The following is a 22,402-nucleotide window of genomic DNA, read 5'->3' as shown; positions in this document are numbered from 1 at the left end:
AGTCGATGGGCGTGAAGCCGATATCGGTGCCGCAGCCGCTTGCCTATGCCATGGACACGGCAGGGGCGAAGAGCGATGTCGACTTCGACTACCTGCTGCGGACGGCGATCCGCGAAAGCAGCCTCAATCCCGAAGCCAAGGCCCGGACGTCGAGTGCGACCGGGCTGTTCCAGTTCCTCGACAGCACCTGGCTGCAGGTGATGAAGGAGGAGGGGCCGCGGCTCGGCTACGGCCAGTACGCTGACGCCATCAAGGTCGACTCGGACGGCGATTACTACATCGCTGACAAGGCGCTGCGGCAGGAAGTTCTCAAACTGCGTGAGGATCCGCAAATCGCCTCGGACATGGCGGCGGCGTTCACCCGGAGCAATGGGGCGTATCTGTTCGAGAAGTTCGGCCGCATGCCGAGCCCGGGCGAACTCTACATCGCGCATTTCCTCGGCGCGCAGGGGGCGGAGAAGCTGTTCGACGCCGGCCTCAAGGATCCCGACCAGATCGCCGCCAAGCTGTTCCCCAAGCAGGCCAAGGCCAACCGGTCGATCTTCTACGAGGGCGGTGAGGCGCGGACGATTCGCGAGGTCTACCGGGCGCTGGTCGACAAGCACGACGGCGCGGTCGATCCGCGCTTCGCCGCGCAGCAGTTGGCCGTCGACCCAGCGGCGCCGGCGGGCAAATGGGAATCGGCCCCGATCCCATCGCGGTTCTCGCCGGATGACATGTCGTTCACCTCGCTGTTCTCCAGCGACGGTGAGGTACAGGCACGGACGCTGCTGAGCCCTGCGTCGGAAGCGCAGGGAAGCGCGCTGTTCACCCAGCTTTACGGGCAGGACGGCGCGCTGCCCAAGCCGCCGAAATTATGGTGAACCGTTCCTTAAGCCTTCCCCGATAGCGTCTTTCTCAGCGCCGAGAGCCGGATTGCGCTTCGTGGAATCGCACCCCAGCTCCGAGTCTTTGTTTTCTCGCGAGATCGAACCGGAAAAGTCTCAGACTTTTCCTGATCTCGCTCAGCGGAGAGCCTGATGGTTGCGTACCAGGATTTCGTCGCGCTGAGCCAATCGCGCGACAGTGAGGAGCGGGGGCAGGCGGCCCACCTCGCTGCCATGGCCTATCTCAACCACTATGGCCCTGCCGATGAACACGCCGCCCTCTATGCGGCGCTGATCGGCTTCCTTGACGATCCGTCGGTGCGGGTGCGCGGCGCGCTCGCCTATGGGCTGCTGCACGCGGTGGAAGCGCCGCGGCCGATCCTCTTGGCGCTGCTGCAGGATAGCCCGGTGATCGCGCGCGCGGTGGTGCAGTATTCGCCGGCGCTGGTCGATGCCGACCTGATGGCGCTGATCCGCGGCGCCGACGAGGCCATGCTGATGGCGACGGCGACGCGCGAGCGGCTCAGCCAGCGGGTCGCCGAGGCCTTGGTGGCCAGAGGCGGACGACCGTTACTGGCCAAGCTGCTGGATCGACCGGATGTGCCGTTCTCTCCAATGATGCTGCGCCAGGTGGCGGACCGCGAGGGCACCGACGACGCCGAGCTGCGTGGGTTGCTGCTGGCGCGCGATGACCTGCCGGCTGATGCGCGGCTCGTTCTCGTTCAGGCCGTCGCGGTGGCGCTGCGCAGCACACGCATGGTCAGCGGAGCGGTGGCGCCGCATCGGCTGGAGCGGCTGCTGCGCGATGCGACCGATACGGCGCTGACGGCGATCGGCGAGCAGGAAGCGGCGGCGGGCAGGGCCCCCTATGCGGCAGAGCTGGTGGAAGCGGAGTTCGTCTCTACCCGGGTGATGCTGCACGCCATCGTCCAGGGGCACGTGCTGTTCTTCGCCGACTGCGTGGCGCAGCTGTCGGAGACCCCGCGCGAGAAAGTGTTCACGCTGCTCGAGCATGGCAGCCGGTCGGCGCTCAACGCGCTGTTCTCACGCTGCGGCCTCGGTGAAGCGGTACGCAACATGCTGGCGCGGCTGATCTTTCACGCCCGTGCGGCCGACCTCGCGGACGACCTCGCGGCGCGGCATTTCGTGGTGACGGCGCTGACCGAAGAACTGATCGTCGAGCATGACGGGGTAATCCCTCCTGAGCTCGAGGAGGCGTTTGCCTATCTCAGCGAACAGAATGTCATCCTCGCCCGACGGGCGGCACGCGGGGTGATGTCGGCCTTCGCCGGAATGACGCAAGCCGAGATGGCGCTGCCGCAGCTCGAGGCAGAAGAGCGCCTGGCGCTGCCTGCGGCCTAGTAGCGGAACTGTTCGCTCAGCACGCGCTCGTCGAGACCGGTGCCCGGATCGAACAGCAGCGTTACCTTCTGGTTATGGTTCTCGCGCACCGTCACCTCGATCACCCGCTGGAATTCGACATTGTCGGCCACCGCGCTCACCGGCCGCTTTTCGGCCTCGCGCGTGCGGAAGGTAACAACCGCGCGGTTGTTGAGGATGGCGCCACGCCAGCGGCGCGGGCGGAAGGGCGAGATCGGCGTCAGCGCGAGGAGCGGCGAGTCGATCGGCAGGATCGGACCATGAGCCGAGAGGTTGTAGGCGGTCGAGCCGGCCGGCGTCGCCAGCAGCACGCCGTCGCAGATCAGTTCCTCGAGCCGCGGCTGGCCGTCGACGAGGATTTCGACCTTCACCGCCTGATAGGTCATGCGGAACAGCGACACTTCGTTGAGCGCCAGTGCCCGGTGCTCGGAGCCGTCGGCCAGCCGGACGTTCATTTCGAGCGGGTAGATGTGCGTCGGCTTGGCAGCGGCGAGGCGCGCAGCGAGGCCATCGGCGGAAAACTCGTTCATCAGGAAGCCGACCGAGCCGAAGTTCATGCCGTAGACCGGCACGTTCTTGCCCATCTTGCGATGCAACGTCTGCAGCATCAGACCATCGCCACCCAGGGCGACGACGGTGCTGGCGTTATCGAAGCCGCTATCGCCATAGCGCTCGCGCAGCAGGTCGGCAGCGCGATCCGCCTCCGGCGTGCCGCTCGAAACGAAGCTTACGCCTTCGATACGTTCCGTCACGGCTGGCCCCTCGCTTCTGAGCCCGCTGCCTAGCATGCACAGGTGAGGGGGGGAAGAACGGGTTGATTGGGCCCTTCGTCTCAACTACATGAGCGGCAACGGATTGAGGATAGAAATGCGCGCCGAAATCACCAAGGTCATCGCCGAAATCGAGCAGGTCGTAAGCCTGCTGAGGAGGCATCTTTGACTGGGATACAGCTGAAGCCCGCCTCGACGATCTGACCGCACGGACCGAGCATCCAGACTTCTGGGCCGACCCTGAGAAGGCCCGGCCGATCATGCAGCAGCGTGACGAGCTGGACGTGCAGGTGAAGGCGGTGAAGGCCTTCGAGGCCTCCATTCGCGACAACACCGAGCTCATAGAAATGGGCGAGGCCGAGAACGACGCCGATGTGGTCAAGGAGGCCGAGCAGGCGCTGCAGGAGACGCTGAAGGAAGCCCGTTCGGCGCAGGTCGAGACGCTGCTCTCCGGCGAGGCGGATGCCAACGACTGCTACCTCGAAATCCACTCCGGCGCCGGTGGCACCGAGAGCCAGGACTGGGCCAATATCCTGTTGCGCATGTACACGCGCTGGGCGGAGCGGCGGAAGTTCAAGGTCGAGACGATGGAAATCCACGACGGCGAAGAAGCCGGGATCAAATCGGCGACGATCAAGGTCACCGGCCACAATGCCTATGGCTGGCTGAAGACCGAGAGCGGCGTGCATCGCCTCGTCCGCATCTCGCCCTATGACAGCGCCGCGCGCCGGCACACCAGCTTTTCGAGCGCCTGGGTCTACCCGGTGGTCGACGACACCATCAACATCGAGATCAACGAAAGCGACCTCAAGGTCGATACCTATCGTTCGTCCGGCGCCGGTGGCCAGCACGTCAATACCACCGACTCGGCGATCCGCATCACGCACATCCCGTCAGGCATCATCGTCGCCTGCCAGCAGGAGCGCAGCCAGCACAAGAACCGCGCCACCGCCATGGCGATGCTGAAGGCGCGGCTCTACGAGGCCGAGTTGCAGAAGCGCGAGGAAGCGGCGAACGCGGAATCGGCGGCCAAGACCGATGTTGGCTGGGGGCACCAGATCCGCAGCTACGTGCTGCAGCCGTACCAGATGGTGAAGGACCTGCGCACCGGCCACGAAACCTCGAACACCTCAGCGGTGCTCGATGGCGATCTCGACGACTTCATGGAAGCCTCGCTGGCGGCGCGCGTCACCGGCTACGCCGACAAGGTCGCCGACGCCGATTAACGAAGTTGGCCGGCGGCATTGCCACCGGCCAACGACCATCCGAAGACCCGAAATCGAGATGAGCGCCCAGGGCCACCTTGGCGCAGGCATACTGTTACCGGTAACGTCTTGCGCACGCATGATGCATTTGAACTAATGCAATGTGCCGTGAGTTACGTCACTCAATAGGCATCTGCCTTGGGGAAGCCGCCGATGGAGGACGACGACCTGGTCGACAGGATTTACGAGGCCGGGGCTGTTCCCGACCTGTGGCCCAGCGTGCTCGAAAGACTGGGCGATCTCGCCAAGGTGGCGGGTACGGTGCTGTTCGCGATCCGCGGTGAGGCGGCGCACTGGACGGCTTCGCCGAGCTTGCACGAGATGTCGCGAGGCTACTTCGAAGGCGGCTACCCGGGGCATGACGATCGTACGGCGCGTCTCCTCGCCTACGATCATCCCGGCTTCGTCACCGACCTCGATGTGTTCAGCCGCGAGGAGTGGGAAGCCGATCCGATCCGCCGGGAGTTCTTCGTGCCGCGCGGCTTTGGCTGGGGTGTCGCGACCGGCATCAAGGTGCCGACCGGCGACCTGCTGATCTTTCACGGTGAACGCCGGCTCGAAGATGGACCGGTGGAACGCGAAGTGGTGGAGCGCCTCGACCTGCTGCGACCGCACCTGGCGCGGGCGGCGCTGATGTCGGCTCGTATCGCCTTTGAGCGCGCCCAGGGCGCCGTGGCGGCACTCGAGATGGTCGGGATTCCCGCGGCAGTTCTCGGCCCGCGTGGTGCGGCCATCGCCACCAACAGCCTGCTCGAAGCGCTGACGCCTTCGGTGGTGCAGTCGCGCCCGACGCGACTGGGCCTCACCAATCCGCGGGCCGACGAAATGCTGACGACGGCCCTTGAGGCTGCGGAGGCCGGGCTGCATACCGGGCCGGTGCGCTCGATCCCCGTTCCGGCTGCGGACGGCAGTGCGGCAATGGTGGCCCACATCCTGCCCATCCGTGCGTCGGCCCGCGAGGTGTTCACCGGGGCGGCGGCCGTATTGTTGATGACGCCGGTGACCCTGCGCGAATTGCCGGACGCCGCGGTGATCCAAGGGCTGTTCGACCTGACGCCGGCCGAGGCGAGGATCGCCCGCGCGCTCGGCGGCGGCATGACCATCGGCCAGATCGCCTCGAGCACCGGCGCCAGCGCCGCGACCGTGCGCAACCAGGTGCAGGCGGTGTTCGGCAAGACCGGAATGCACCGGCAGGCCGATCTGGTCGGCCTGCTGCAGGGGCTGGTGCCGACGGCTAGCGTCCCGGTCCCACCGTCGCGATTGCCGCCGCGTAAGTGATGCCGCCGCCGAAGGCGACGAGGCCGAGCCGGTCGCCGGGCTTGGTGGTCGGCAGGGCATCCATCAGCGCCAGCGGGATGGTCGAGGAACTGGTGTTGCCGAGGTTACGGATGATCGAGTGCGCCGGGCGGCCCGAGCGGCGGGCAATGGCGTCGATGATGCGCTGGTTGGCCTGGTGCGGCACCATCAGGTCGATGTCGTCCATGCTGATGCCTTCGGCGGCGCAGGCCGAGGTGAGCGTCGCCGACATGGCGCGGACGGCATCGGCGAACACCTCGCGGCCGTTCATCTTGATGTAGCCTTCGCCGGCGCGCGGCACGCTCAGCAACTCGCCGGATTCCGGAGCGCCGGCGATGGTCGGCTGGGCGAAGGTGAACAGCGTCGGCTGGTCGTGACCCGGACCCTGCACCAGCGAGGCGGTGGCAGCATCGGCGAACAGCACCGCGGTGTTGAAGTCGTTCTGGTCGAGCAGCGGCGACAGGACCTCCGAGGTCACCACCAGAACGCGGGCGCTTGGGTTGCTGGTGACATAGTCGCGAGCCTGCGCCAGGGCGTAGAGGTAGCCGGAGCAGGCGGCGTTGATGTCGTAGGCCGGCAGGCTGGCTCGACCAGCAGTGCTGACCGCGTCGGCGACGCGGCAGGCCAGCGACGGGGTGATCACGTCAGGCGTACCGGTGGCCGCGATCACCAGGTCGATGTCGCTGATTTCGAGCTGCTGCTCGTCGAGCAGTTTCTGCGTGGCGGAGACGGCGAGCGAAAACACCGTCTCGCCAGGCTGCACCCAGCGACGGCTCTCGATGCCGGTCAGCTTGACGATGTCGCCGGCGTCGCGGGTCTGCCAGTTGCCCTTGAGGTCGGCGTTGTGCACCTTGCGCCCGCCGGTCACGCCGGCAATGCCGGCAACGCCCACCGGAACGTCGGCGCGGCCTATGGCGGCAGGCGCGGCCTGCGGCGCACCACGGCGCTTCAGGATGGCTTTGTCGATGCGCTCGGCGGTGACGGTCGCCTGTTGCCGCGCCACCGAGGCGTCGGCCTCGACGAACATCAGCGGCGCGCCCACGGCGATCTTCTGCTTGGGTTCGACCGCGATCGACAGCACCTTGCCGGTGACGGTCGCCTGCACGTCGACAGCGGCCTTGGTGGCCTCGACGACCGCAACCAGATCGCCGGTCTTGATCATGTCGCCTGGCTTCACCAGGAGCTCCACGACCTCGACCTCGTCGTCGGCGGGGCCGGAACCGATGGCGGCGATCGCGGCCGGGCCCGTGTCTGCCTTGGGTGCTTCCCACGCGAGATCGAACTCGAGCAGCGCGGCGGCCGCTTCCATGATCCGGCGGTAGGAGGGCAGGGTGTCGATCTGCCGCTCGAACTGGAACGGCACATGGATGTCGTCGCGCGTGACGCGCCTGGCGCTGACCGGAATGCCGGCCTTTTCCATCACTGTCGCCATCACTTCGGCGCCGAAGCCGGCAGTGTGGTTGTCTTCGTGGACGACCAGCAGGCGCCTGGTGCGGCGTACCGAGCGGAGCACCGCGTCCTCGTCCCAGGGGGAGATCGAGCGCAGGTCGATGACGTCGAGCTCGGCGCCGGCGCCGGACAGGGTCTCGGCGGCGAGCAGCGACTGGGTCAGCGGGTTCCCCCAGGTAACCAGCGTCAGCTCGTTGCCTTGGCGCACGGCGCGCGCCTTGCCGGGCAGCACGAATTGCTTCGCGGTATCGTCGGAGGTGCGGCGGTCCGACAGGTTCAGGCCGCTCTTGGGATAGAGGAACACCGTCGGCCGCTTGCTCTGGAAGGCGGCGTTGAGCAGCCCGGCGGCGTCGCCGGCGCTCGACGGCATCACCACATCGATGCCGGGCACATGGGCGAGGATCGATTCAAACGTCTGGGCGTGGAACGGGCCGAGGCCGGCTTTGTAGCCACCACAGCTCACCATGAGGATCACTGGCGCCTGCCAACTGCCGTCGGTGCGCCAGTACATCGAGCCGAGCTCGGAGATGATCTGGTTGAAGCCAAGCGGCAGGAAGTCGGCAAACTGGATGAACGCCACCGGCCGCTGGCCGGTCAGGGCGCGGCCGATCGAGGTGCCGATGATGGTCGACTCGGAAAGCGGAGCGTTGCGAACCCGGCCCGGAAAGGCGGTCGACAGGCCCTTGGTGACGCCGAACACGTCGCCCTTCGGGTCTTCGATGTCCTGACCGAGCAGATGCACGTCGCGATTGGCGGCGAGCTGATCGCGCAGCACTCGGTTGAGGGCCTCGCGCATGGTCAGGTTCGACGCTTTGGCGTCGCCGCGATATTCCTTGGCGTGCGCAAATTCGGCCGGGTAGGGCGCCTTGGCCTCGCCGGCGGTCTGCGGCACGGCTTCGTCGCGCGCCTCGGCGACGGCAGCCGCCACTTCGGCGATCAGGCTGGTTTCGAGCTGCGCCAGGGCCGCGTCGCCCATCTGCGACTCGCGCAGCGACTGGCGGATGGCTTCGAGCGGATCGCGGCTCTTGCCGGATTTCAGCTCGTCGGCGGCGCGATAGAGCGCCTGGTCGTCGGCATTGGTGTGATCCGACAGCCGTTCGAGCTCCATCAGCAGCAGCGCGGGGCCGCGGGTGGCGCGGGTATGGGTCACCGCGGATTCGAAGGCGGTGCGGGTGGCGGCCAGATCGACGCCGTCGACGCGGCGGATCGGCAGGCCGAGGAAGCTGTCGGCGGGGCCGGTGGGCAGATCGAAGAAAGTCTGGCCTGGAGTCTTGGTCGAGATCGCCCAGTTATTGTTCTGGATGACGAACACCACCGGGGCGCCGGTGCGCACGGCTTCACCGACCGCCTCGAGGAACTCGCCCTGCTGAGTCGTGCCGTCGCCGACGCAGCAGATCACCACCGGAGAATCGGGGTGGAACTTCACTGCCTGGGCGTTACCCACGGCGTGCAGCGCGTTGTTGCCGACCGGCCCGACCATCGAGGCGACATTCAGCTCGCGGGCCGAATAATGCGCGCTCATCTGGCGGCCGGCGGAATGCGACGGGCCGGTCGCGAGCAGGCTGCGGAAGAATTCGACCAGCGGCAGGCCGCGCGCCAGAAGCAGCGCCTTGTCGCGATAGTGCAGGTGCAGCCAATCCTGCTGGCCGAGATAATCGGCAATCAGTGCGGTCGACTCGTGCCCGGCGCCCGAGACATGAAAATGTGCAAGACCCTGCTTGACCAGGTCTTGTTCCACGCGGTCGATCTCACGGGCGAGAAACATCGCCCGGTGCAGCCGCAGCATCGTTGGAATGTCTGAGGTCATCAGCATTGTGGCGGGAACCTAAACCCGTCCCCGGCGAAAAACCAGAGCAACTAGCTGGTCTTGGGCGAATGCATGGCTGATTTGCCGAACGCGTTGCGGCGTTGCAATTTCCTGAAGGCGCTCTACGCCCCGAGGAAGCGCGCCAGGCGCTTGCCGGCGGCGAGATACTTGCCGGGATCGACCGCCACATCCTTGCGGCGCACCTCGAAATGCAGGTGCGGACCGGTGGAGCGGCCGGTGGAACCGACCTTGGCGATCGGCGTGCCGGTGTTCACCACCTGGCCTTCCTTGACGAGGAAAGCGCTGAGATGGCCGTAGCGGGTGACGAGGCCGGTGAGGTGCGTGACCTCGACCAGATTGCCGTAGCCGGACTTCTCGCCGACGAAGGTGACCTTGCCGTAGCCGGCGCTGAGTACGGTGGTGCCTTTGGGAGCGGGGAAATCGAGGCCGGCATGGAAGGCGCGGCCGCCGGTGAAGGGGTCTTTGCGGTTGCCGAAGGTCGAGCTGATGCGGTTCAGCGAATCCATCGGCTTGTGGATCGGAGCCAGGTCGATGGCGCCGCGCGCTGCCTTGAAGCGGGCCAGGGCGAGGTAGACGTCGTTGGCGTCGTCGACAATGCCGCTGGCATCGCCGCCCTCGACCGGAGGCTGGTACGGGCCTCCGACGGCGTCGGTCAGCCCGTCCGGCATGTTCGGCTTGATCCCCAGGCCGCCGAGCACATCGAGGATGGTGTCGGTCGATTCGGTAGCCGAAACCGACAGCGCGGCCAGCGCCATGCGGCTGTCGTCCATCATCCGGGTCATCGAAGCGCCGACCTCGGCGAGATCGCCGGTTGCAGCGACCGGAGCGATCGCGGCCAGTGGGGTGGCATCGTCGTCGACCGGTTGGGTTGCCGCGGTTTCGATGCCGAGCTCGGCGGCCTTGGCGGCGAGCTGTTTCACCAGTTGATGCTGCTCGAGCAGCACTTCCTGCTGCTGGGTCAGTTCCTGCAACTGCAGGTTGATATCGCCGGCCTGAGCAAACTGCCGCGAATGCAGGCGATCCACCTCGACCCGCAACTGGGCGATGCGATCCTCATAGGCGGAAACGACCACATCGTTCTGGCCGTTGAGCAGCGCGGCGATGTCGGGGGCCATCAGGAAGCCGACGAGGGTCAGGACGTTGGTGCCGAACAGCGCCGCGAAAGCCAGGTAGAATAGGCCGGGCCGGATGCCGGGCTCCCGTTTCGCCTTGTGCGGGGGAGCGCCGAACACCTTGGAGACCGGCTGGGCGGCCGGCCGAACGCCACTCGATTTCGCACGCACCGCCAGAACTCCGGGACGCCACTTCACTGCTCCCGATCATGATCTGTTAGGGTTAACAAACGCGAAAAGCCCGGCTACGTGGGGCACTCAGGCCTTGCGCCTGGTTGGCGCACGCTTGGGTTTGGTGGGTGGGATGCCAGCCTCGGCGACCAGCGCGCGCGTCGCAGCGAGCACTTTTTCGGCATGCCCCTTGATGCGGGTGGCATGGAAGACTTCGGCGACGTTGCCATCGGGGCCGACCAGCACGGTAATGCGCTTCACCCCCATATACTCGACTCCCCAGAGCTTCTTGAGCTGCCAGATGCCATAGGCCTCGATGGCCTTGCGCTCGGGGTCGGCGGCGAGGATGACGCCGAGATTGTATTTGTCCCGGAAGGAGCAGTGCTTTTCGACCGTGTCGGGCGAAATGCCGACGACGAGGGCGCCGAGCCGCCGGAACTCGGGCATCTGGTCGGTGAACTCGATGTTTTCGAGGGTGCAGCCCTCGGTATCATCCTGCGGATAGAAGTAGAGCACCACCGGGTGTCCAAGATGATCCGACAGGCGGAACTTCTCGTAGCTGTCGGTGACAAGTTCGAAGTCTGGGGCAGGGGTGCCGGGAAGAGGAAGGGTCATGTGGTCCGGATCGGTAGACGGGAAAACGCCGGAAAAGCCGCGCATCCAATGGGTGTTAGTGCCATATTGCAGCCGGTATCATCTGGCAGTGAACCGCTGCTCGGTTTGATTCTAGGATAGGGCGGCAAAGCGAGCGGCCTCAAGTCGGAAAGCAGTGAAACCTACTCCAGCCCCTGGCTCCCAACTCCGCAAGCGCTCGGCATGGCGCATCCTGGGTAGGATCGCAGCGGCGGCAGTCGCTGCGCCTGTTGTTCTGCTCGTCGTCATGTACGCCGTGCTGCTGGTTACCCCGATCCCGCTGCCGTTCGTCAGTTCGCAGGTTCGCAACCTGGTGCTTGGTTCGATGCCGGCGGGCAGCAAGCTCGAGCTGGGCGACATGGCGCTGGCGCTCGAAGGCTTCGTCTGGCCGGTGATCCAGTTCAAGCCGGTCACCTTCACCGACGTGAAGACCGGCGGCACGGTGAGCATCGATGCGCTCGAGGTCGGCTTCTCGCCGCTGAGGGCGCTGGTCGGGCAGCCGGGCGCCACCGTGACCATCGTCGGTCCGCACCTGCAGGTGAACCAGGACCTGTTCGGGCCGCGCCTCGCCAAGTTCGAGTATGTGGATGAGCCCGATGGCGGCCGTACGGTGCGGATCATCGAGGGGCAGGATCAGTTCCCCGAAGTAAACCTGTCGCCCGGCGGCGTCGACGTGAAGGGCCAGGTGCCGGAGGCCAGCCTTGGCATCCGCTCCGACAACGACTGGCTCGTCTATAACCTCGAGGCTGCCGCCAAGGGCATTGCCGGCATCGTGCAGCAGGCCAAGCTGGGGAATTTCTCCCGGCTGGTGGTCAAGCGCGGCGCGCTCGACATGAATGACGCGCTCTATGGCGTGCTCAGACACTTCACCGAGATCAACATCGACATCGCGCCGAACGCCGATGGCAAGTCCGCCTCGGGCAACTTCTCCGCGGGTATCGGCGGATCGGTGATGAACGGCATCCTCGAGTGGGTCGAGACCGACGATGGCGGAGCTCGCCTCAAGGCCTCGATCACCAACCTCGACCCAGGCGCCTTTGCCCCCTTCGTGGGCGAACAGGAGACGGCGATCTCCGTGGTCGGCACGGCATCGGTGTCGATCGATGTCGGCTTTACCGACACGCAGAAGATCACCGACGGGCTGTTCCACGTCGACCTGACGGGCATGGACGTGCGGGTCAACGGTCAGTTCTTCCCGATCGCCACCTCGATCGCCGAGGTCGTGTGGGATCCCTCGATCGGCCAGTTCACCATGGGCGAGATGCAGGTGAGCATCGCCGGCAGCACGGGCTATGTCAGCGGCGTGTTCAAGCTCGGCCTCGACCCGCTTTATGGACCGATCGTTGGCATGAAGGTGGCGGCGCGCGACGTCGCCATCGCCAACGAACAGGGGACGCCGGAGGCGCCGTTCTCCGAGGTGAACTTCCAGGGCTGGTCGGCTCCGCTCTACGGCGCCACCGGCATTGACCAGTTCGAGGCCAAGAAGGCCGACGGCAGCAAGCTGGTTTCGACGGGGCGCATCGACATGGTGCGGCGCGGCACCGGCTTCGAGATGAACATCGCCGGCGACGGGCTGTCGGCCGACGACCTCAAGCGCTTGTGGCCCGCCTTCCTCGCCAGCGAGTCGCGCGACTGGTTCGTCAAGAACGTGGTCGGCGGTCGGATCAAGAAATCGACCATGCGCTACGACTTCCCGGTTGGCTCGCTCGGCGAGCCCGGGGAAAACAAGCCGATGCCCAAGAACGCCATGTCGATCGATATCGTCGGCGTCGGCGTCAAGATCAAAGCGCTCGATACGATGGATCCGATCACCATCGAAGGCGAGATGAAGCTGAGCCTCAAGGACGCCGACATCCAGATTTCCGGTGACGGTGCGACGATCCCGACGTCCAAGGGCAATATCTCGATTGCCAATGCCGGCTTCATCATCGGCTCGAACAGCGACACCGAGGCGGTGTACGAGATCTCCGGTGACTTGTCCGGCGGCATCCCGGCGCTGATCGACTGGGTGAAGACCAACCAGCCGCAGGCGCTGCAGCAGGCGGCGCTGCCGATCGATCTCGACATCCTCAAGGGCCAGGTTTCGCTGGGTCTGGTGGCGACCTTCGTCACGGACAAGAAGACCAACAAGCCGCGGACCATGGACTATGTGGTCAACGGCACACTGCAGGATCTCGAGACCGCCTCGCCGATCCAGGGGCATAGCGTCGGCAAGGGGCAGTTGCAGTTCCGCCTGACCCAGGCCGGGTTCAATGTAAGCGGTACGACCGAGCTCGACGGGGTGCCCGCCGCGATCTCCGCCATGGGGACGCTCGACCCCAAGAAGCCGGACGTAGTGCTGACAGCCAAGGTGGATTCCGACGCGTTCAAGAAGTTCGGCGTCGACACCTCGGCTTTCCTCAACGGGCCGCTGACCATTTCGGTGAAGCCGCTCAGCGATGGCAGCATGCAGCTTGCGGCGGACCTGCAGGACGCGAGCCTCAGCGTCAAGGACCTCGGCATCAGCAAGGCGGCGGGGGTCAAAGGAACGGCCGCGGCACAGATCAAGCTGGCGGGTGATGCTGTCACCATCAACGACCTCGACCTTGGTTTCGGCGATGTGAAACTTCAGGGTGGCCTGGATTTCGATCTAAAGGAGGGCCTGCAGTCGGCCGAGTTCACCTCGTTTGCGCTCAGTCCCGGCGACGAGGCGCAGATTTCGCTGACGCCGATCCGCAACGGCTACCAGGTGCGGCTGCGCGGCGATCAGCTCGACCTCAAGCCGATGCTGCAGCGCTTCTTCAGTCTCAGCGGCGATTCGACCGGGGGTCCGCAGGCGACGGCGGTCAACAACCAGACCATCGCGGTCGATCTCGAACTGAAGCGGGCGCTGGGTTTTTACAAGACTACGGCGTTCAACGTGAACCTCGACCTGGTGCTGCGCGGGGCGGACCTGCAGCGCGTCAATCTTCAGGCAAATCTCGGCGGCAACCGCAGCGTCTCGGTGACCACCAACCCGACGCCGGACGGCAAGGTGATGTCGGTGGCGTTCAACGACCTGGGCACGCTTTTGCGGCTGATGAACGTCTACCCCAATGTCGAGGGCGGCGCCGGCAGCCTGGTGGTCCAGACGGTCAATGACCAGAAGATCGATGTCGGGCAGTTCTCACTGCGCAACTTCGCTTTCGTCAACGAGGGCAACGTGGCGCAAATTCTCGGCAACCACTCTCAGTCCAAGCAGATGATCGCGCGCTCCAACAAGCTCGAGTTCAAGAGCGCCGAGGCGGAATTCGTGCGGCGCAGCGATCGGGTGGAGATCACCGACGCGGTGCTGGCCGGCGCCACGGTGGGTGGCACGGCGCGCGGTTTCATCTACACCGACAAGCGGCAGTACGACATTACCGGCACCTATGTGCCGCTGTTCGGGCTCAACAACGCGTTTTCGAAGCTGCTGGGGCCGTTGGCGGGGCGTGATGGTGAGGGCCTGTTCGGGGTAACCTTCGCGGTGCGCGGGCCACTGGACAAGCCGGATTTCAAGATCAACCCGATGTCGGCACTGGTCCCCGGGGCGTTCCGCCGGATGTTCGAATACCGGGCCAAGGAAATTCCGCGCGTCGAGTGATGCGGCGACAGATCGAGTGGCCGTCCGGGACAGGTTGATTTCGATCAAAGTATAGGTTGGCGCAACAGCTTACGATCTCCACATAATGGTTTGGAGGTACGTTAAATGTACGCACATATTCTCGTCGCTACGGATGGCTCGGAACTCGCTTCGCGCGCTTTGGACCATGCGCTCGGTCTCGCCAAGGCGCTCGGCTCGGCGGTGACCATCGTCACGGTCACTGAGCCCACGGCCGTGCTCGGTGGCGGCTACGCCACTGTGGCAGGAACGGCTTTCGATCCGATTCCGGAACTGCTCGAGGCGCAGGAAACGGCCGCCAAGGAACTGCTCAGCAAGGCTGAAAAAGCGGCCGCCGCTGCCGGCGTCACCGCCAAGACCGTGTACGTCAATGACAGCTTTCCGGCGGACGGCATCATCTCGACCGCCAACTCGGTGGGCGCCGACCTGATCGTGATGGGGTCGCATGGGCGCCGCGGGCTTGGCCGGCTGCTGCTCGGCAGCCAGACCAACAATGTGCTGGCGCACACCAGCATCCCGGTGCTGGTGACGCGCTGAGGCCCAGGCTTGGGTAGGGCATCCAAACTTACCTCACCCACCGGCAGTCACCCCAGCGAAAGCTGGACCCAGTTCACCGGTGGCTCGAGTTGCGAAATGGGTCCCAGCTTTCGCTGGGATGACACCGAGTGTTGGGCAATTGCCGTGGGTCGGCTCGAACGTCGTCGCAGCCGGGCGGACGTTGGCGCGCACAGCACCGTCCCACTCCCGGTGTCACCTCGGCGAAGGGGTGACACCGTGGAGGTGGAAAGGTCGGGGGCCAGTTAAGGCAGCGTTCAAACCGGCTTCAGCAGGGCGTGCTTCTTCTTGCCGACCGAAAGCTTGATCACGCCTTCCGGCAGCAAGGCGGCCGTACCCAGGGTGGCGCGGTCGTCGGTTGCCGGCTCGTCGTTGACGCGAACCGCGCCCGACTGGATATGCCGGCGCGCCTCGCCGTTGGACGCGGCAAGACCGGCCGTGACCAGCGCGGCAAGCAGCCCGATGCCGGCGCTCAAGTCGGACTTCGAGACCTCGGCGGTCGGCAGCGACAGGTCGAGCGCTCCGGCCTCGAAGGTGGCCGCAGCAGTCGACGCCGACTGCTCCGCCGCCTCGCGGCCATGGACGATCGCGGTGACTTCCGTCGCCAGCACCTTCTTGGCTTCGTTCAGTTCCGAGCCGCCGAGCGCCGCCAGCTTTTCGATCTCGGCGAGCGGCAGGCGGGTGAAGATCTTGAGGAACTTGCCGACGTCGGCGTCCTCGGTGTTCCGGAAATACTGCCAGAAATCGTAGGGGCTGAAGAGCTCGCCGTTGAGCCAGACGGCGCCGGAGGCCGACTTGCCCATCTTCTCGCCCGACGCCTTGGTGAGCAGGGGGGTAGTCAGCGCATAGAGCTGCGGGCCGCCCATGCGGTGGCTGAGGTCGACGCCGTTGATGATGTTGCCCCACTGGTCGGAGCCGCCCATCTGCAGCACCGTGCCGTAGCGCCGGTTGAGCTCGGTGAAATCGTAGCCCTGCATGATCATGTAGTTGAACTCGAGGAAGCTCAACGATTGGTCGCGATCGAGGCGCAGCTTCACCGAGTCGAAGCTCAGCATGCGGTTGACCGAAAAGTGGCGGCCGACATCGCGCAGGAATTCGACATAGTTGAGCTTCAGCAGCCAGTCGGCATTGTCCACCATGATGGCGTCGGTCGGGCCGTCGCCATAGCGCAGGATGCGCGAGTAGACCTTCTTGATGCTCTCGATATTGGTCTTGATCTTTTCGACGCTGAGCAGGCTCCGCTGATCGTCGCGGAAGCTCGGATCGCCCACCATCGAAGTGCCGCCGCCCATCAGGCTGATGGGGCGATGACCGGTTTCCTGCAGCCAGTAGAGCATCGTCACCGTGATCAGGTTGCCGATGTGGATGCTGGTCGCCGTGGCGTCGTAGCCGACGTAACCGGTGATGCGTTCCTTGGCCGCAAGGGCATCGAGGCCCTCGGGATCGGAGATCTGGTGGATGAAGCCTCGCTGATCGAGGACGTTCAGGAAATCGGACTTGAACTTGGCGGCCATCGGCTTGCCCTATGTAATCGACCGGCTCGTCATGGGGTACGTTACCCCCATGAGGACCTCATCCCGAGCCTTCCGAAGGAGGAGGTCCGGGGCGTATGGCTAGCGCCCCTTGCCCGCCGCGATTTCCGCGCGGCGCCGGTCAAGATAGTCGGCGCAGCGTTCGGTGAGTTCGTCGATCTTGCCTTCGTAGAAGTGGTTGGCGCCCTCGACCTGCTGCTGCTCGATGGTGATGCCCTTCTGGGTCTTCAGCTTGTCGACCAGCTTCTGCACCGATTGCGGCGGCGCCACGCGGTCCTTGTCACCGTGAATGATCAGGCCCGAAGACGGGCAGGGGGCGAGGAAGGAAAAGTCATAGAGGTTTTCCGGCGGGCTCACCGAGATGAAGCCCTCGACCTCGGGGCGGCGCATCAGCAACTGCATGCCGATCCAGGCGCCAAACGAGAAGCCGGCGATCCAGCAGCCGCGCGACTCGCGGTTGAGCGACTGCAGCCAGTCGAGCGCCGCGGCGGCGTCGGAGAGCTCACCGATGCCGTGATCGAACAGGCCCTGGCTGCGGCCGACGCCGCGCGAGTTGAAGCGCAGCACCGAAAAACCGCGCTGGGCGAACATGTAGAACAGGTTGTAGACGATTTGGTTGTTCATCGTGCCGCCGAACTGCGGATGCGGATGAAGCACGATCGCGATGGGAGCGTTCGGATCCTTGCCCTGCTGGTAGCGCCCCTCGAGGCGGCCTTCGGGTCCGTTGAAGATGACTTCTGGCATAAGGTCGTTTCCTTGACCGTTCTTGGCCCTGCCGAACCTCTATGCGCTGGGCTCATGCCTCGCGCGCGGGCCGGTCTCTCGGCTTGACGAATGCTGCGCCGCTGCCTAAAACATGGGCCGAAAACTCCAGTTTCGAATAATTCTAAACTGGGTTTTCGAAGGCGGCAATTGGTGGTCCAACCGCTTCCGGTTGCTGGTGAGCGCTCCTTGTAGAGAAAGTGAGCGCCCGATTTCAAGATTTGTTTCAGGCACGTGCGGCGCCCAGGCGTCGCAGGCGGCCTTTCGAAGCGGAAGAGGCAGGTCTCGGTTCTATGGCGCGACAGGCGATCTATCTCGATCACAATGCGTCGGCGCCGTTGCTGCCGGAGGCCCGCGCTGCCCATATCGGTGCGCTCGACCTCGTCGGCAACCCCTCGTCCGTTCATGCCCAGGGCAGGGCGCTGCGCGCCGTGATCGACAAGGCCCGCACCCAGGTGGCGCGGCTCGCCGGAGCCGAGCGCGACCAGGTGGTGTTCACCGGCTCGGCGACCGAGGCGATCACCCAGGCGATCGTCGGTGGCGCCAAGGCGTTCAATGTCGACGCCATCGTCGTGTCGGAAGGCGAGCACGCGGCGGTGCTCAAGGCCGCGGAGGCGACTGGGCTGCCGATCAAGAAGGTCGGCCTCGATACCGACGGGGTGATCAAGATCGAGGAGATCGCGTCGGCGCTGGCCGCGGCGGACCTCGTGGGGATGCGGCTGCTGGTGGCGGTGCATCTGGTCAACAACGAGACCGGCGTGATCCAGCCGGTCGATCGCATCGAAGTGCTGGTGGGCCCCAGCCCGCACTACCTTTTTGTCGATGCGGTGCAAGGCTTTGGCAAGGTGGGGCTCGAATTTGCCTCGCGCGCACCCGATATGATGGCGGTAAGCGGCCACAAGATCGGCGGTCCGGCCGGCATCGGCGCGTTGCTGATGAAGGGCCACGCCGACCAGGTTCGACTGATCCCCGGCGGGGGGCAGGAGAGCGGGCGGCGCGGCGGCACGGAGTCGGCGGCGGCGATTGCCGGGTTCGGTGCAGCAGCGGAGGTTTTCGCCGAGCGGTTCTACCAGGCCAATGTCAGCGAGCTGGTGCGGACGGCCGAAGACGGTATGCGGTTGATTGCGCCCGACCTCGTGGTCTTCGGCGAGCAGGTCGACCGGATCGGCAACGTGACCAATTTCGCGGTGCCGGGGCTGAAAAATGCGGTGGCGATGATGGGGCTGGATCTTGCCGGTCTCGCCGTTTCATCGGGTTCCGCCTGCTCGTCGGGCAAGGTTGGCCCGAGCCATGTGCTCGCCGCCATGGGTGTGCCGGCAGAGCTCGGCGAGTGTGCAATGCGTGTGAGCTTCGGCTGGTCCTCTTCAATCGAGGACGTCGAGGCTTATCTGAAGGGTTTTGGCGAAGTCGTCGGGCGTCATCGCGCTCGCCACGGCGTCGCAGCATAGGAAGAAGACGATGGCCCGTTACGACATCCCGACTTTGAAGGAAGAGATCGAGGACGATACCGTTGAGAAGGTACTCGCGCTCGATGTCGAGAAATACAAGTACGGGTTCGAAACTCAGCTCGAAGTCGACAAGGCTCCCAAGGGCCTGAACGAGGACACGATCCGCTTCATTTCGGCCAAGAAGGACGAGCCGGAGTGGATGCTGGAGTGGCGGCTGGATGCCTATAAGCGCTGGCTGACCATGGACGAGCCGACCTGGGCCAAGGTGCACTACCCCAAGATCGACTTCCAGGACATGTACTATTACGCGGCGCCCAGGAGCTCGAACCGGCCCAAGAGCCTCGACGAGATCGATCCGGCGCTGCTCGAAATGTACGAGAAGCTCGGCGTGCCGCTGAAGGAGCGCGAGCTGCTCGCCGGCATCGAGCAGCCCAAGGTTGCCGTGGACGCGGTGATCGATTCCGTCTCGGTCGGCACGACGTTCCGGGCCGAGCTCGAGAAGATGGGCATCATCTTCTGCTCGATCTCGGAAGCCATCCGTGAGTATCCGGACCTGGTCAAGCAGTACCTCGGCTCGGTGGTCCCGGTGTCCGACAACTACTATGCCACGCTGAACTCGGCAGTCTTCACCGACGGGTCGTTCTGCTACATCCCCAAGGGCGTCCGCTGCCCGATGGAGCTCTCGACCTATTTCCGTATCAACGAGGCCAAGACCGGCCAGTTCGAGCGCACGCTGCTGATCGCCGACGAAGGCGCCTACGTCTCGTACCTCGAGGGCTGCACGGCGCCGGCGCGCGCCGAGCATCAGCTGCATGCAGCGGTGGTCGAGCTCGTCGCCCTCAAGGACGCCGAGATCAAGTACTCGACGGTGCAGAACTGGTTCCCGGGCGACAAGGACGGCAAGGGCGGCGTCTACAACTTCGTCACCAAGCGTGGCGATTGCCGCGGCGACAATTCCAAGATCAGCTGGACCCAGGTCGAGACCGGTTCGGCGATCACCTGGAAGTACCCCTCGTGCATCCTCCGCGGTGACAACTCGTCGGGCGAGTTCTATTCGATCGCCATTTCGAACGGCTACCAGCAGGTCGATAGCGGCACCAAGATGCTGCACCTGGGCAAGAACACCACCTCCCGGATCATCTCCAAGGGCATCGCGGCGGGCTATTCGGACAACACTTATCGCGGGCAGGTCTCGGCGCACGCCAAGGCCAAGGGCGCCCGCAACTTCACCCAGTGCGACAGCCTGTTGATCGGCGACAAGTGCGGCGCGCATACCGTGCCCTATATCGAGAGCCGGAACGCCACGGCCGTGTTCGAGCACGAGGCGACGACCAGCAAGATCTCCGACGACCAGATGTTCTACTGCATGCAGCGCGGCCTCTCCGAAGAGGAAGCGGTGGCGCTGATCGTCAACGGGTTCGTCCGCGACGTGCTGCAGCACCTGCCGATGGAGTTCATGGTCGAAACGCAGAAGCTGATCTCGATCTCGCTCGAGGGCAGCGTCGGCTGATGACCAAGCGTACCGAACCTTGGGGAGTTTCTGAGGGCGCGACCAAGCGGTATTGGTTCGCGTACTTTCGGCAGCTGACATCCGAGGATTTCGGTATCAAACCATCGAAGATAGCGACACAGAATCTGGTCAGAGATCGCTTCCTTCCCGTCAGTTTCGCGTGGCGCTTCCGGCTGGCAAGGCCCGTGGCGCTCGAGGGGTGGCTGGTGATCCTTGGTGCGATTGTAGCTATGGCTGCTGGAGGGGTGGTTGCCGCCGTCGTCGGCAATACAGTGGAGGCCCCAGACTTGGCGCTGCTCGCGCTACTTGGATGGCTTGGTCTCGTCTGCATCGTGTTCTTTGTGGTGCTTGATCGCACCAGCGATCCCGACAAGGCCGCAGAAGACTACAAATCCGGGCAGGAGCACGGCGATTCCGTCGCACGCAAGGGCGAGGACGCGTGATGAGCGCACCCCACAACATCGTCAACGTTGCCGACCTTGAGCTGAACTGGCTCAAGGTGGGCAACCGCTTTGAGGTGGGGCTCAACGACATCGACGCGGCGATCGGTACCGATCAGATCGGCGCGACGCTGCATGTGGTGCCGGCCGGCAAGACCGCCTGGCCGTTCCACCGGCATCACGGCAATGACGAGTTGTTCTTCATCATCTCGGGCACCGGCACCTATCGCGTCGGCGAGCAGCGACTGCCGATCAAGGCGGGCGACTGCATCGGCGCTCCTGCCGGCGGCGAAGCGCACCAGATCATCAACAGCAGCGACGCGGAGCTGCGCTACATCGCCTTCGCCAATCACGGCCGGGCCGATGTGACTGAGTACCCCGACAGCGGACGGATCGCCGTCGACATCGCGCATGGCAACGACAAGCAGCCGATGTCGATCTTCAGCACCGCCGGCAAGCTGACGCCGTTCGGCTATTGGGACGGCGAAGACATCGGGGGCGATAAATGAGCCGCCCCATCGTCAATATCGCCGACCTTCAGCTCGAGAGCTGGAGCAAGGGCACGAAATACGCTTCGACCGATGCCTCGTTCGGCCGCCAGATCGGCATGACGGGCATGGGCATCAGCTACAACGAAGTGCCGCCCGGCAAGACCGGCTGCCCCTTTCATAACCACCACGTCGAGGACGAGTTGTTCATCGTGCTCGAGGGTGAGGGGACCTATCGGTTCGGCGCCGAGAGCTACCCGATCAAGGCCGGCGACGTGCTTGGCGCACCCGCGGGCGGTCGCGAGGTGGCGCACCAGATCATCAATACCGGGGCAGTGACGCTCCGCTACTACGGGGTTTCGACCAAGGCGCAGAGCGAAGTGGTCGAATACCCGGACTCGAACAAGTTTGCTGCTTTCAGCCGGCAGAGCGATGGGAAAAAGCCCTTCGACATTATCGGCCAGGCTGATGCCTCCCTCGACTACTGGGACGGCGAAGACATCGGAGAACACCAATGACCACCCCCATGCTCGAAATCCGCGACCTGCACGTGCGCATCGAGGAACGCGAAATCCTCAAAGGCGTGAACCTGATCGTCCCGAAAGGCGAGGTGCATGCGATCATGGGGCGCAACGGCTCGGGCAAATCGACGCTGAGCTATGTGCTGGCCGGCAAGGAAGATTACGAGATCACCGGCGGCGAAGTGCTGCTCGATGGCGTCAACATCCTCGAGATGGAGCCGTCGGAGCGCGCCACGGCGGGCCTGTTCCTCGCCTTCCAGTACCCGATCGAGATCCCCGGCGTCGCCACCATGACCTTCCTCAAGGCGGCGCTGAACGCCAAGCGCAAGGCCAACGGCGAGGGCGAGCTGTCGACGCCGGACTTCATGAAGGCGGTCAAGGAAGCCGGCAAGGCGCTGCATATCGACAGCGACATGCTGAAGCGCGCGCTCAACGTCGGGTTCTCCGGTGGCGAGAAGAAGCGTGCCGAAATCCTGCAGATGGCGCTCCTGAAGCCCAAGATGTGCATCCTCGACGAGACCGATTCAGGCCTCGACATCGATGCGCTGAAGGTGGTGTCGGAGGGCGTCAACGCGCTCCGCGATGCCGACCGCTCGATGCTGGTGATCACCCACTACCAGCGGCTGCTGAACCACATCGTGCCGGACGTGGTGCACGTGTTCTCGGACGGTCGCGTGGTCGAGAGCGGCGGCAAGGAGCTGGCGCTGGAACTGGAAGCCAAGGGCTATGCCGGCTTCGACGAAGCGGCGGCATAAGG

General features: G+C 65.0%; 18 protein-coding genes. 12 read left to right on the top strand and 6 right to left on the bottom strand.

Annotation, left to right across the window (positions count from 1 at the left end):
* Positions 1–11: 11 nt before the first annotated feature.
* Both AC1ROK_RS12995 and AC1ROK_RS12990 read left to right on the top strand, forming a co-directional pair.
* On the top strand, positions 12–863 hold the full coding sequence (locus AC1ROK_RS12995) for a lytic transglycosylase domain-containing protein (RefSeq protein WP_492847482.1): 852 nt from the start codon (positions 12–14) through the stop codon (positions 861–863).
* A 156-nt stretch (positions 864–1,019) separates the two neighbouring features.
* Positions 1,020–2,228: a DUF2336 domain-containing protein gene (locus tag AC1ROK_RS12990; RefSeq protein ID WP_492847480.1), complete on the top strand. Its 1,209-nt coding sequence runs from the start codon at positions 1,020–1,022 to the stop codon at positions 2,226–2,228.
* Here AC1ROK_RS12990 and AC1ROK_RS12985 read toward each other — a convergent pair.
* On the bottom strand, positions 2,225–2,998 hold the full coding sequence (locus AC1ROK_RS12985; protein ID WP_492847478.1) for an NAD kinase: 774 nt from the start codon (positions 2,996–2,998) through the stop codon (positions 2,225–2,227). The two genes, AC1ROK_RS12990 and AC1ROK_RS12985, sit on opposite strands and share 4 nt — an antisense overlap.
* Positions 2,999–3,113: 115 nt before the next feature.
* Here AC1ROK_RS12985 and prfB point away from each other — a divergent pair.
* Together prfB and AC1ROK_RS12975 are read left to right on the top strand one after the other, a co-directional pair.
* A protein-coding gene (gene prfB / locus AC1ROK_RS12980; protein WP_492847476.1) for a peptide chain release factor 2 occupies positions 3,114–4,242 on the top strand; the annotation gives its coding sequence in 2 pieces (ribosomal slippage) (positions 3,114–3,182 and positions 3,184–4,242; 1,128 coding nt in all).
* A gap of 192 nt (positions 4,243–4,434) precedes the next feature.
* Positions 4,435–5,559: a helix-turn-helix transcriptional regulator gene (locus AC1ROK_RS12975; RefSeq protein ID WP_492847474.1), complete on the top strand. Its 1,125-nt coding sequence runs from the start codon at positions 4,435–4,437 to the stop codon at positions 5,557–5,559.
* Here the strand turns inward: AC1ROK_RS12975 and AC1ROK_RS12970 are convergent.
* From AC1ROK_RS12970 to AC1ROK_RS12960, 3 genes are all read right to left on the bottom strand, one after another.
* Positions 5,516–8,839: a beta-ketoacyl-ACP synthase 3 gene (locus tag AC1ROK_RS12970; RefSeq protein WP_492847472.1), complete on the bottom strand. Its 3,324-nt coding sequence runs from the start codon at positions 8,837–8,839 to the stop codon at positions 5,516–5,518. The genes AC1ROK_RS12975 and AC1ROK_RS12970 overlap by 44 nt on opposite strands.
* A 116-nt stretch (positions 8,840–8,955) precedes the next feature.
* Positions 8,956–10,137 carry a M23 family metallopeptidase gene (locus AC1ROK_RS12965; RefSeq protein WP_492847470.1) on the bottom strand — a complete coding sequence of 394 codons (1,182 nt, stop codon included), beginning with the start codon at positions 10,135–10,137 and terminating at the stop codon, positions 8,956–8,958.
* An 87-nt stretch (positions 10,138–10,224) separates the two neighbouring features.
* A complete protein-coding gene (locus AC1ROK_RS12960) occupies positions 10,225–10,752 on the bottom strand; it encodes a peroxiredoxin (protein ID WP_492847468.1) in 528 nt (175 codons plus the stop codon).
* A gap of 265 nt (positions 10,753–11,017) precedes the next feature.
* Between AC1ROK_RS12960 and AC1ROK_RS12955 the strand changes: the two genes are divergently transcribed.
* Positions 11,018–14,371, top strand: a complete 3,354-nt coding sequence (locus AC1ROK_RS12955; RefSeq protein ID WP_492847466.1) for a hypothetical protein — start codon at positions 11,018–11,020, stop codon at positions 14,369–14,371.
* Between the two features lie 105 nt (positions 14,372–14,476).
* Complete coding sequence (locus AC1ROK_RS12950; protein WP_492847464.1) at positions 14,477–14,926, top strand: universal stress protein; 450 nt, start codon at positions 14,477–14,479, stop codon at positions 14,924–14,926.
* A 275-nt stretch (positions 14,927–15,201) separates the two neighbouring features.
* Here AC1ROK_RS12950 and tyrS read toward each other — a convergent pair whose 3' ends face one another.
* Both tyrS and AC1ROK_RS12940 read right to left on the bottom strand, forming a co-directional pair.
* The gene (gene tyrS, locus AC1ROK_RS12945) at positions 15,202–16,458 is read right to left on the bottom strand and encodes a tyrosine--tRNA ligase (RefSeq protein ID WP_492847462.1); all 1,257 of its coding nucleotides are present in this window, start codon (positions 16,456–16,458) and stop codon (positions 15,202–15,204) included.
* A 99-nt stretch (positions 16,459–16,557) separates the two neighbouring features.
* Entirely contained in the window at positions 16,558–17,220 is a 663-nt protein-coding gene (locus AC1ROK_RS12940) for an alpha/beta hydrolase (protein WP_055049272.1), read from the bottom strand.
* A 311-nt stretch (positions 17,221–17,531) separates the two neighbouring features.
* Here AC1ROK_RS12940 and AC1ROK_RS12935 point away from each other — a divergent pair, with 311 nt between their 5' ends.
* From AC1ROK_RS12935 to sufC, 6 genes are read left to right on the top strand one after another with little or no spacing between them, the layout of a single operon-like run.
* A complete protein-coding gene (locus AC1ROK_RS12935) occupies positions 17,532–18,686 on the top strand; it encodes a cysteine desulfurase family protein (protein WP_492847460.1) in 1,155 nt (384 codons plus the stop codon).
* A 10-nt stretch (positions 18,687–18,696) separates the two neighbouring features.
* Complete coding sequence (gene sufB, locus AC1ROK_RS12930) at positions 18,697–20,196, top strand: Fe-S cluster assembly protein SufB (protein ID WP_492847458.1); 1,500 nt, start codon at positions 18,697–18,699, stop codon at positions 20,194–20,196.
* Positions 20,196–20,639: a hypothetical protein gene (locus tag AC1ROK_RS12925; RefSeq protein WP_492847456.1), complete on the top strand. Its 444-nt coding sequence runs from the start codon at positions 20,196–20,198 to the stop codon at positions 20,637–20,639. Before sufB ends, AC1ROK_RS12925 begins: the two co-directional genes overlap by 1 nt.
* Positions 20,639–21,145, top strand: a complete 507-nt coding sequence (locus tag AC1ROK_RS12920) for a cupin domain-containing protein (RefSeq protein ID WP_492847454.1) — start codon at positions 20,639–20,641, stop codon at positions 21,143–21,145. The genes AC1ROK_RS12925 and AC1ROK_RS12920 overlap by 1 nt, the downstream gene beginning before the upstream one ends.
* Entirely contained in the window at positions 21,142–21,642 is a 501-nt protein-coding gene (locus AC1ROK_RS12915) for a cupin domain-containing protein (protein WP_492847452.1), read from the top strand. Before AC1ROK_RS12920 ends, AC1ROK_RS12915 begins: the two co-directional genes overlap by 4 nt.
* Positions 21,643–21,650: 8 nt before the next feature.
* Complete coding sequence (gene sufC, locus AC1ROK_RS12910) at positions 21,651–22,400, top strand: Fe-S cluster assembly ATPase SufC (RefSeq protein ID WP_492848365.1); 750 nt, start codon at positions 21,651–21,653, stop codon at positions 22,398–22,400.
* Positions 22,401–22,402 lie beyond the last annotated feature (2 nt).

The organism is Devosia sp. GW821-FHT12F11 (genome assembly GCF_058806655.1).
Note: the sequence above shows the minus strand (reverse complement) of the source record. Positions and strands in the feature narration are given on the sequence as shown.

What these genes read in the sequence shown, in the direction of transcription:
- AC1ROK_RS12990 (WP_492847480.1), top strand. Translation starts at nt 1,020, where the DNA reads ATGGTTGCGTACCAGGATTTCGTCGCGCTGAGCCAATCGCGCGACAGT.
- AC1ROK_RS12975 (WP_492847474.1), top strand. Translation starts at nt 4,435, where the DNA reads ATGGAGGACGACGACCTGGTCGACAGGATTTACGAGGCCGGGGCTGTT.
- AC1ROK_RS12970 (WP_492847472.1), bottom strand. Translation starts at nt 8,839, where the DNA reads ATGCTGATGACCTCAGACATTCCAACGATGCTGCGGCTGCACCGGGCG.
- AC1ROK_RS12960 (WP_492847468.1), bottom strand. Translation starts at nt 10,752, where the DNA reads ATGACCCTTCCTCTTCCCGGCACCCCTGCCCCAGACTTCGAACTTGTC.
- AC1ROK_RS12955 (WP_492847466.1), top strand. Translation starts at nt 11,018, where the DNA reads ATGTACGCCGTGCTGCTGGTTACCCCGATCCCGCTGCCGTTCGTCAGT.
- AC1ROK_RS12950 (WP_492847464.1), top strand. Translation starts at nt 14,477, where the DNA reads ATGTACGCACATATTCTCGTCGCTACGGATGGCTCGGAACTCGCTTCG.
- tyrS (WP_492847462.1), bottom strand. Translation starts at nt 16,458, where the DNA reads ATGGCCGCCAAGTTCAAGTCCGATTTCCTGAACGTCCTCGATCAGCGA.
- AC1ROK_RS12940 (WP_055049272.1), bottom strand. Translation starts at nt 17,220, where the DNA reads ATGCCAGAAGTCATCTTCAACGGACCCGAAGGCCGCCTCGAGGGGCGC.
- AC1ROK_RS12935 (WP_492847460.1), top strand. Translation starts at nt 17,532, where the DNA reads ATGGCGCGACAGGCGATCTATCTCGATCACAATGCGTCGGCGCCGTTG.
- sufB (WP_492847458.1), top strand. Translation starts at nt 18,697, where the DNA reads ATGGCCCGTTACGACATCCCGACTTTGAAGGAAGAGATCGAGGACGAT.
- AC1ROK_RS12925 (WP_492847456.1), top strand. Translation starts at nt 20,196, where the DNA reads ATGACCAAGCGTACCGAACCTTGGGGAGTTTCTGAGGGCGCGACCAAG.
- AC1ROK_RS12920 (WP_492847454.1), top strand. Translation starts at nt 20,639, where the DNA reads ATGAGCGCACCCCACAACATCGTCAACGTTGCCGACCTTGAGCTGAAC.
- AC1ROK_RS12915 (WP_492847452.1), top strand. Translation starts at nt 21,142, where the DNA reads ATGAGCCGCCCCATCGTCAATATCGCCGACCTTCAGCTCGAGAGCTGG.
- sufC (WP_492848365.1), top strand. Translation starts at nt 21,651, where the DNA reads ATGCTCGAAATCCGCGACCTGCACGTGCGCATCGAGGAACGCGAAATC.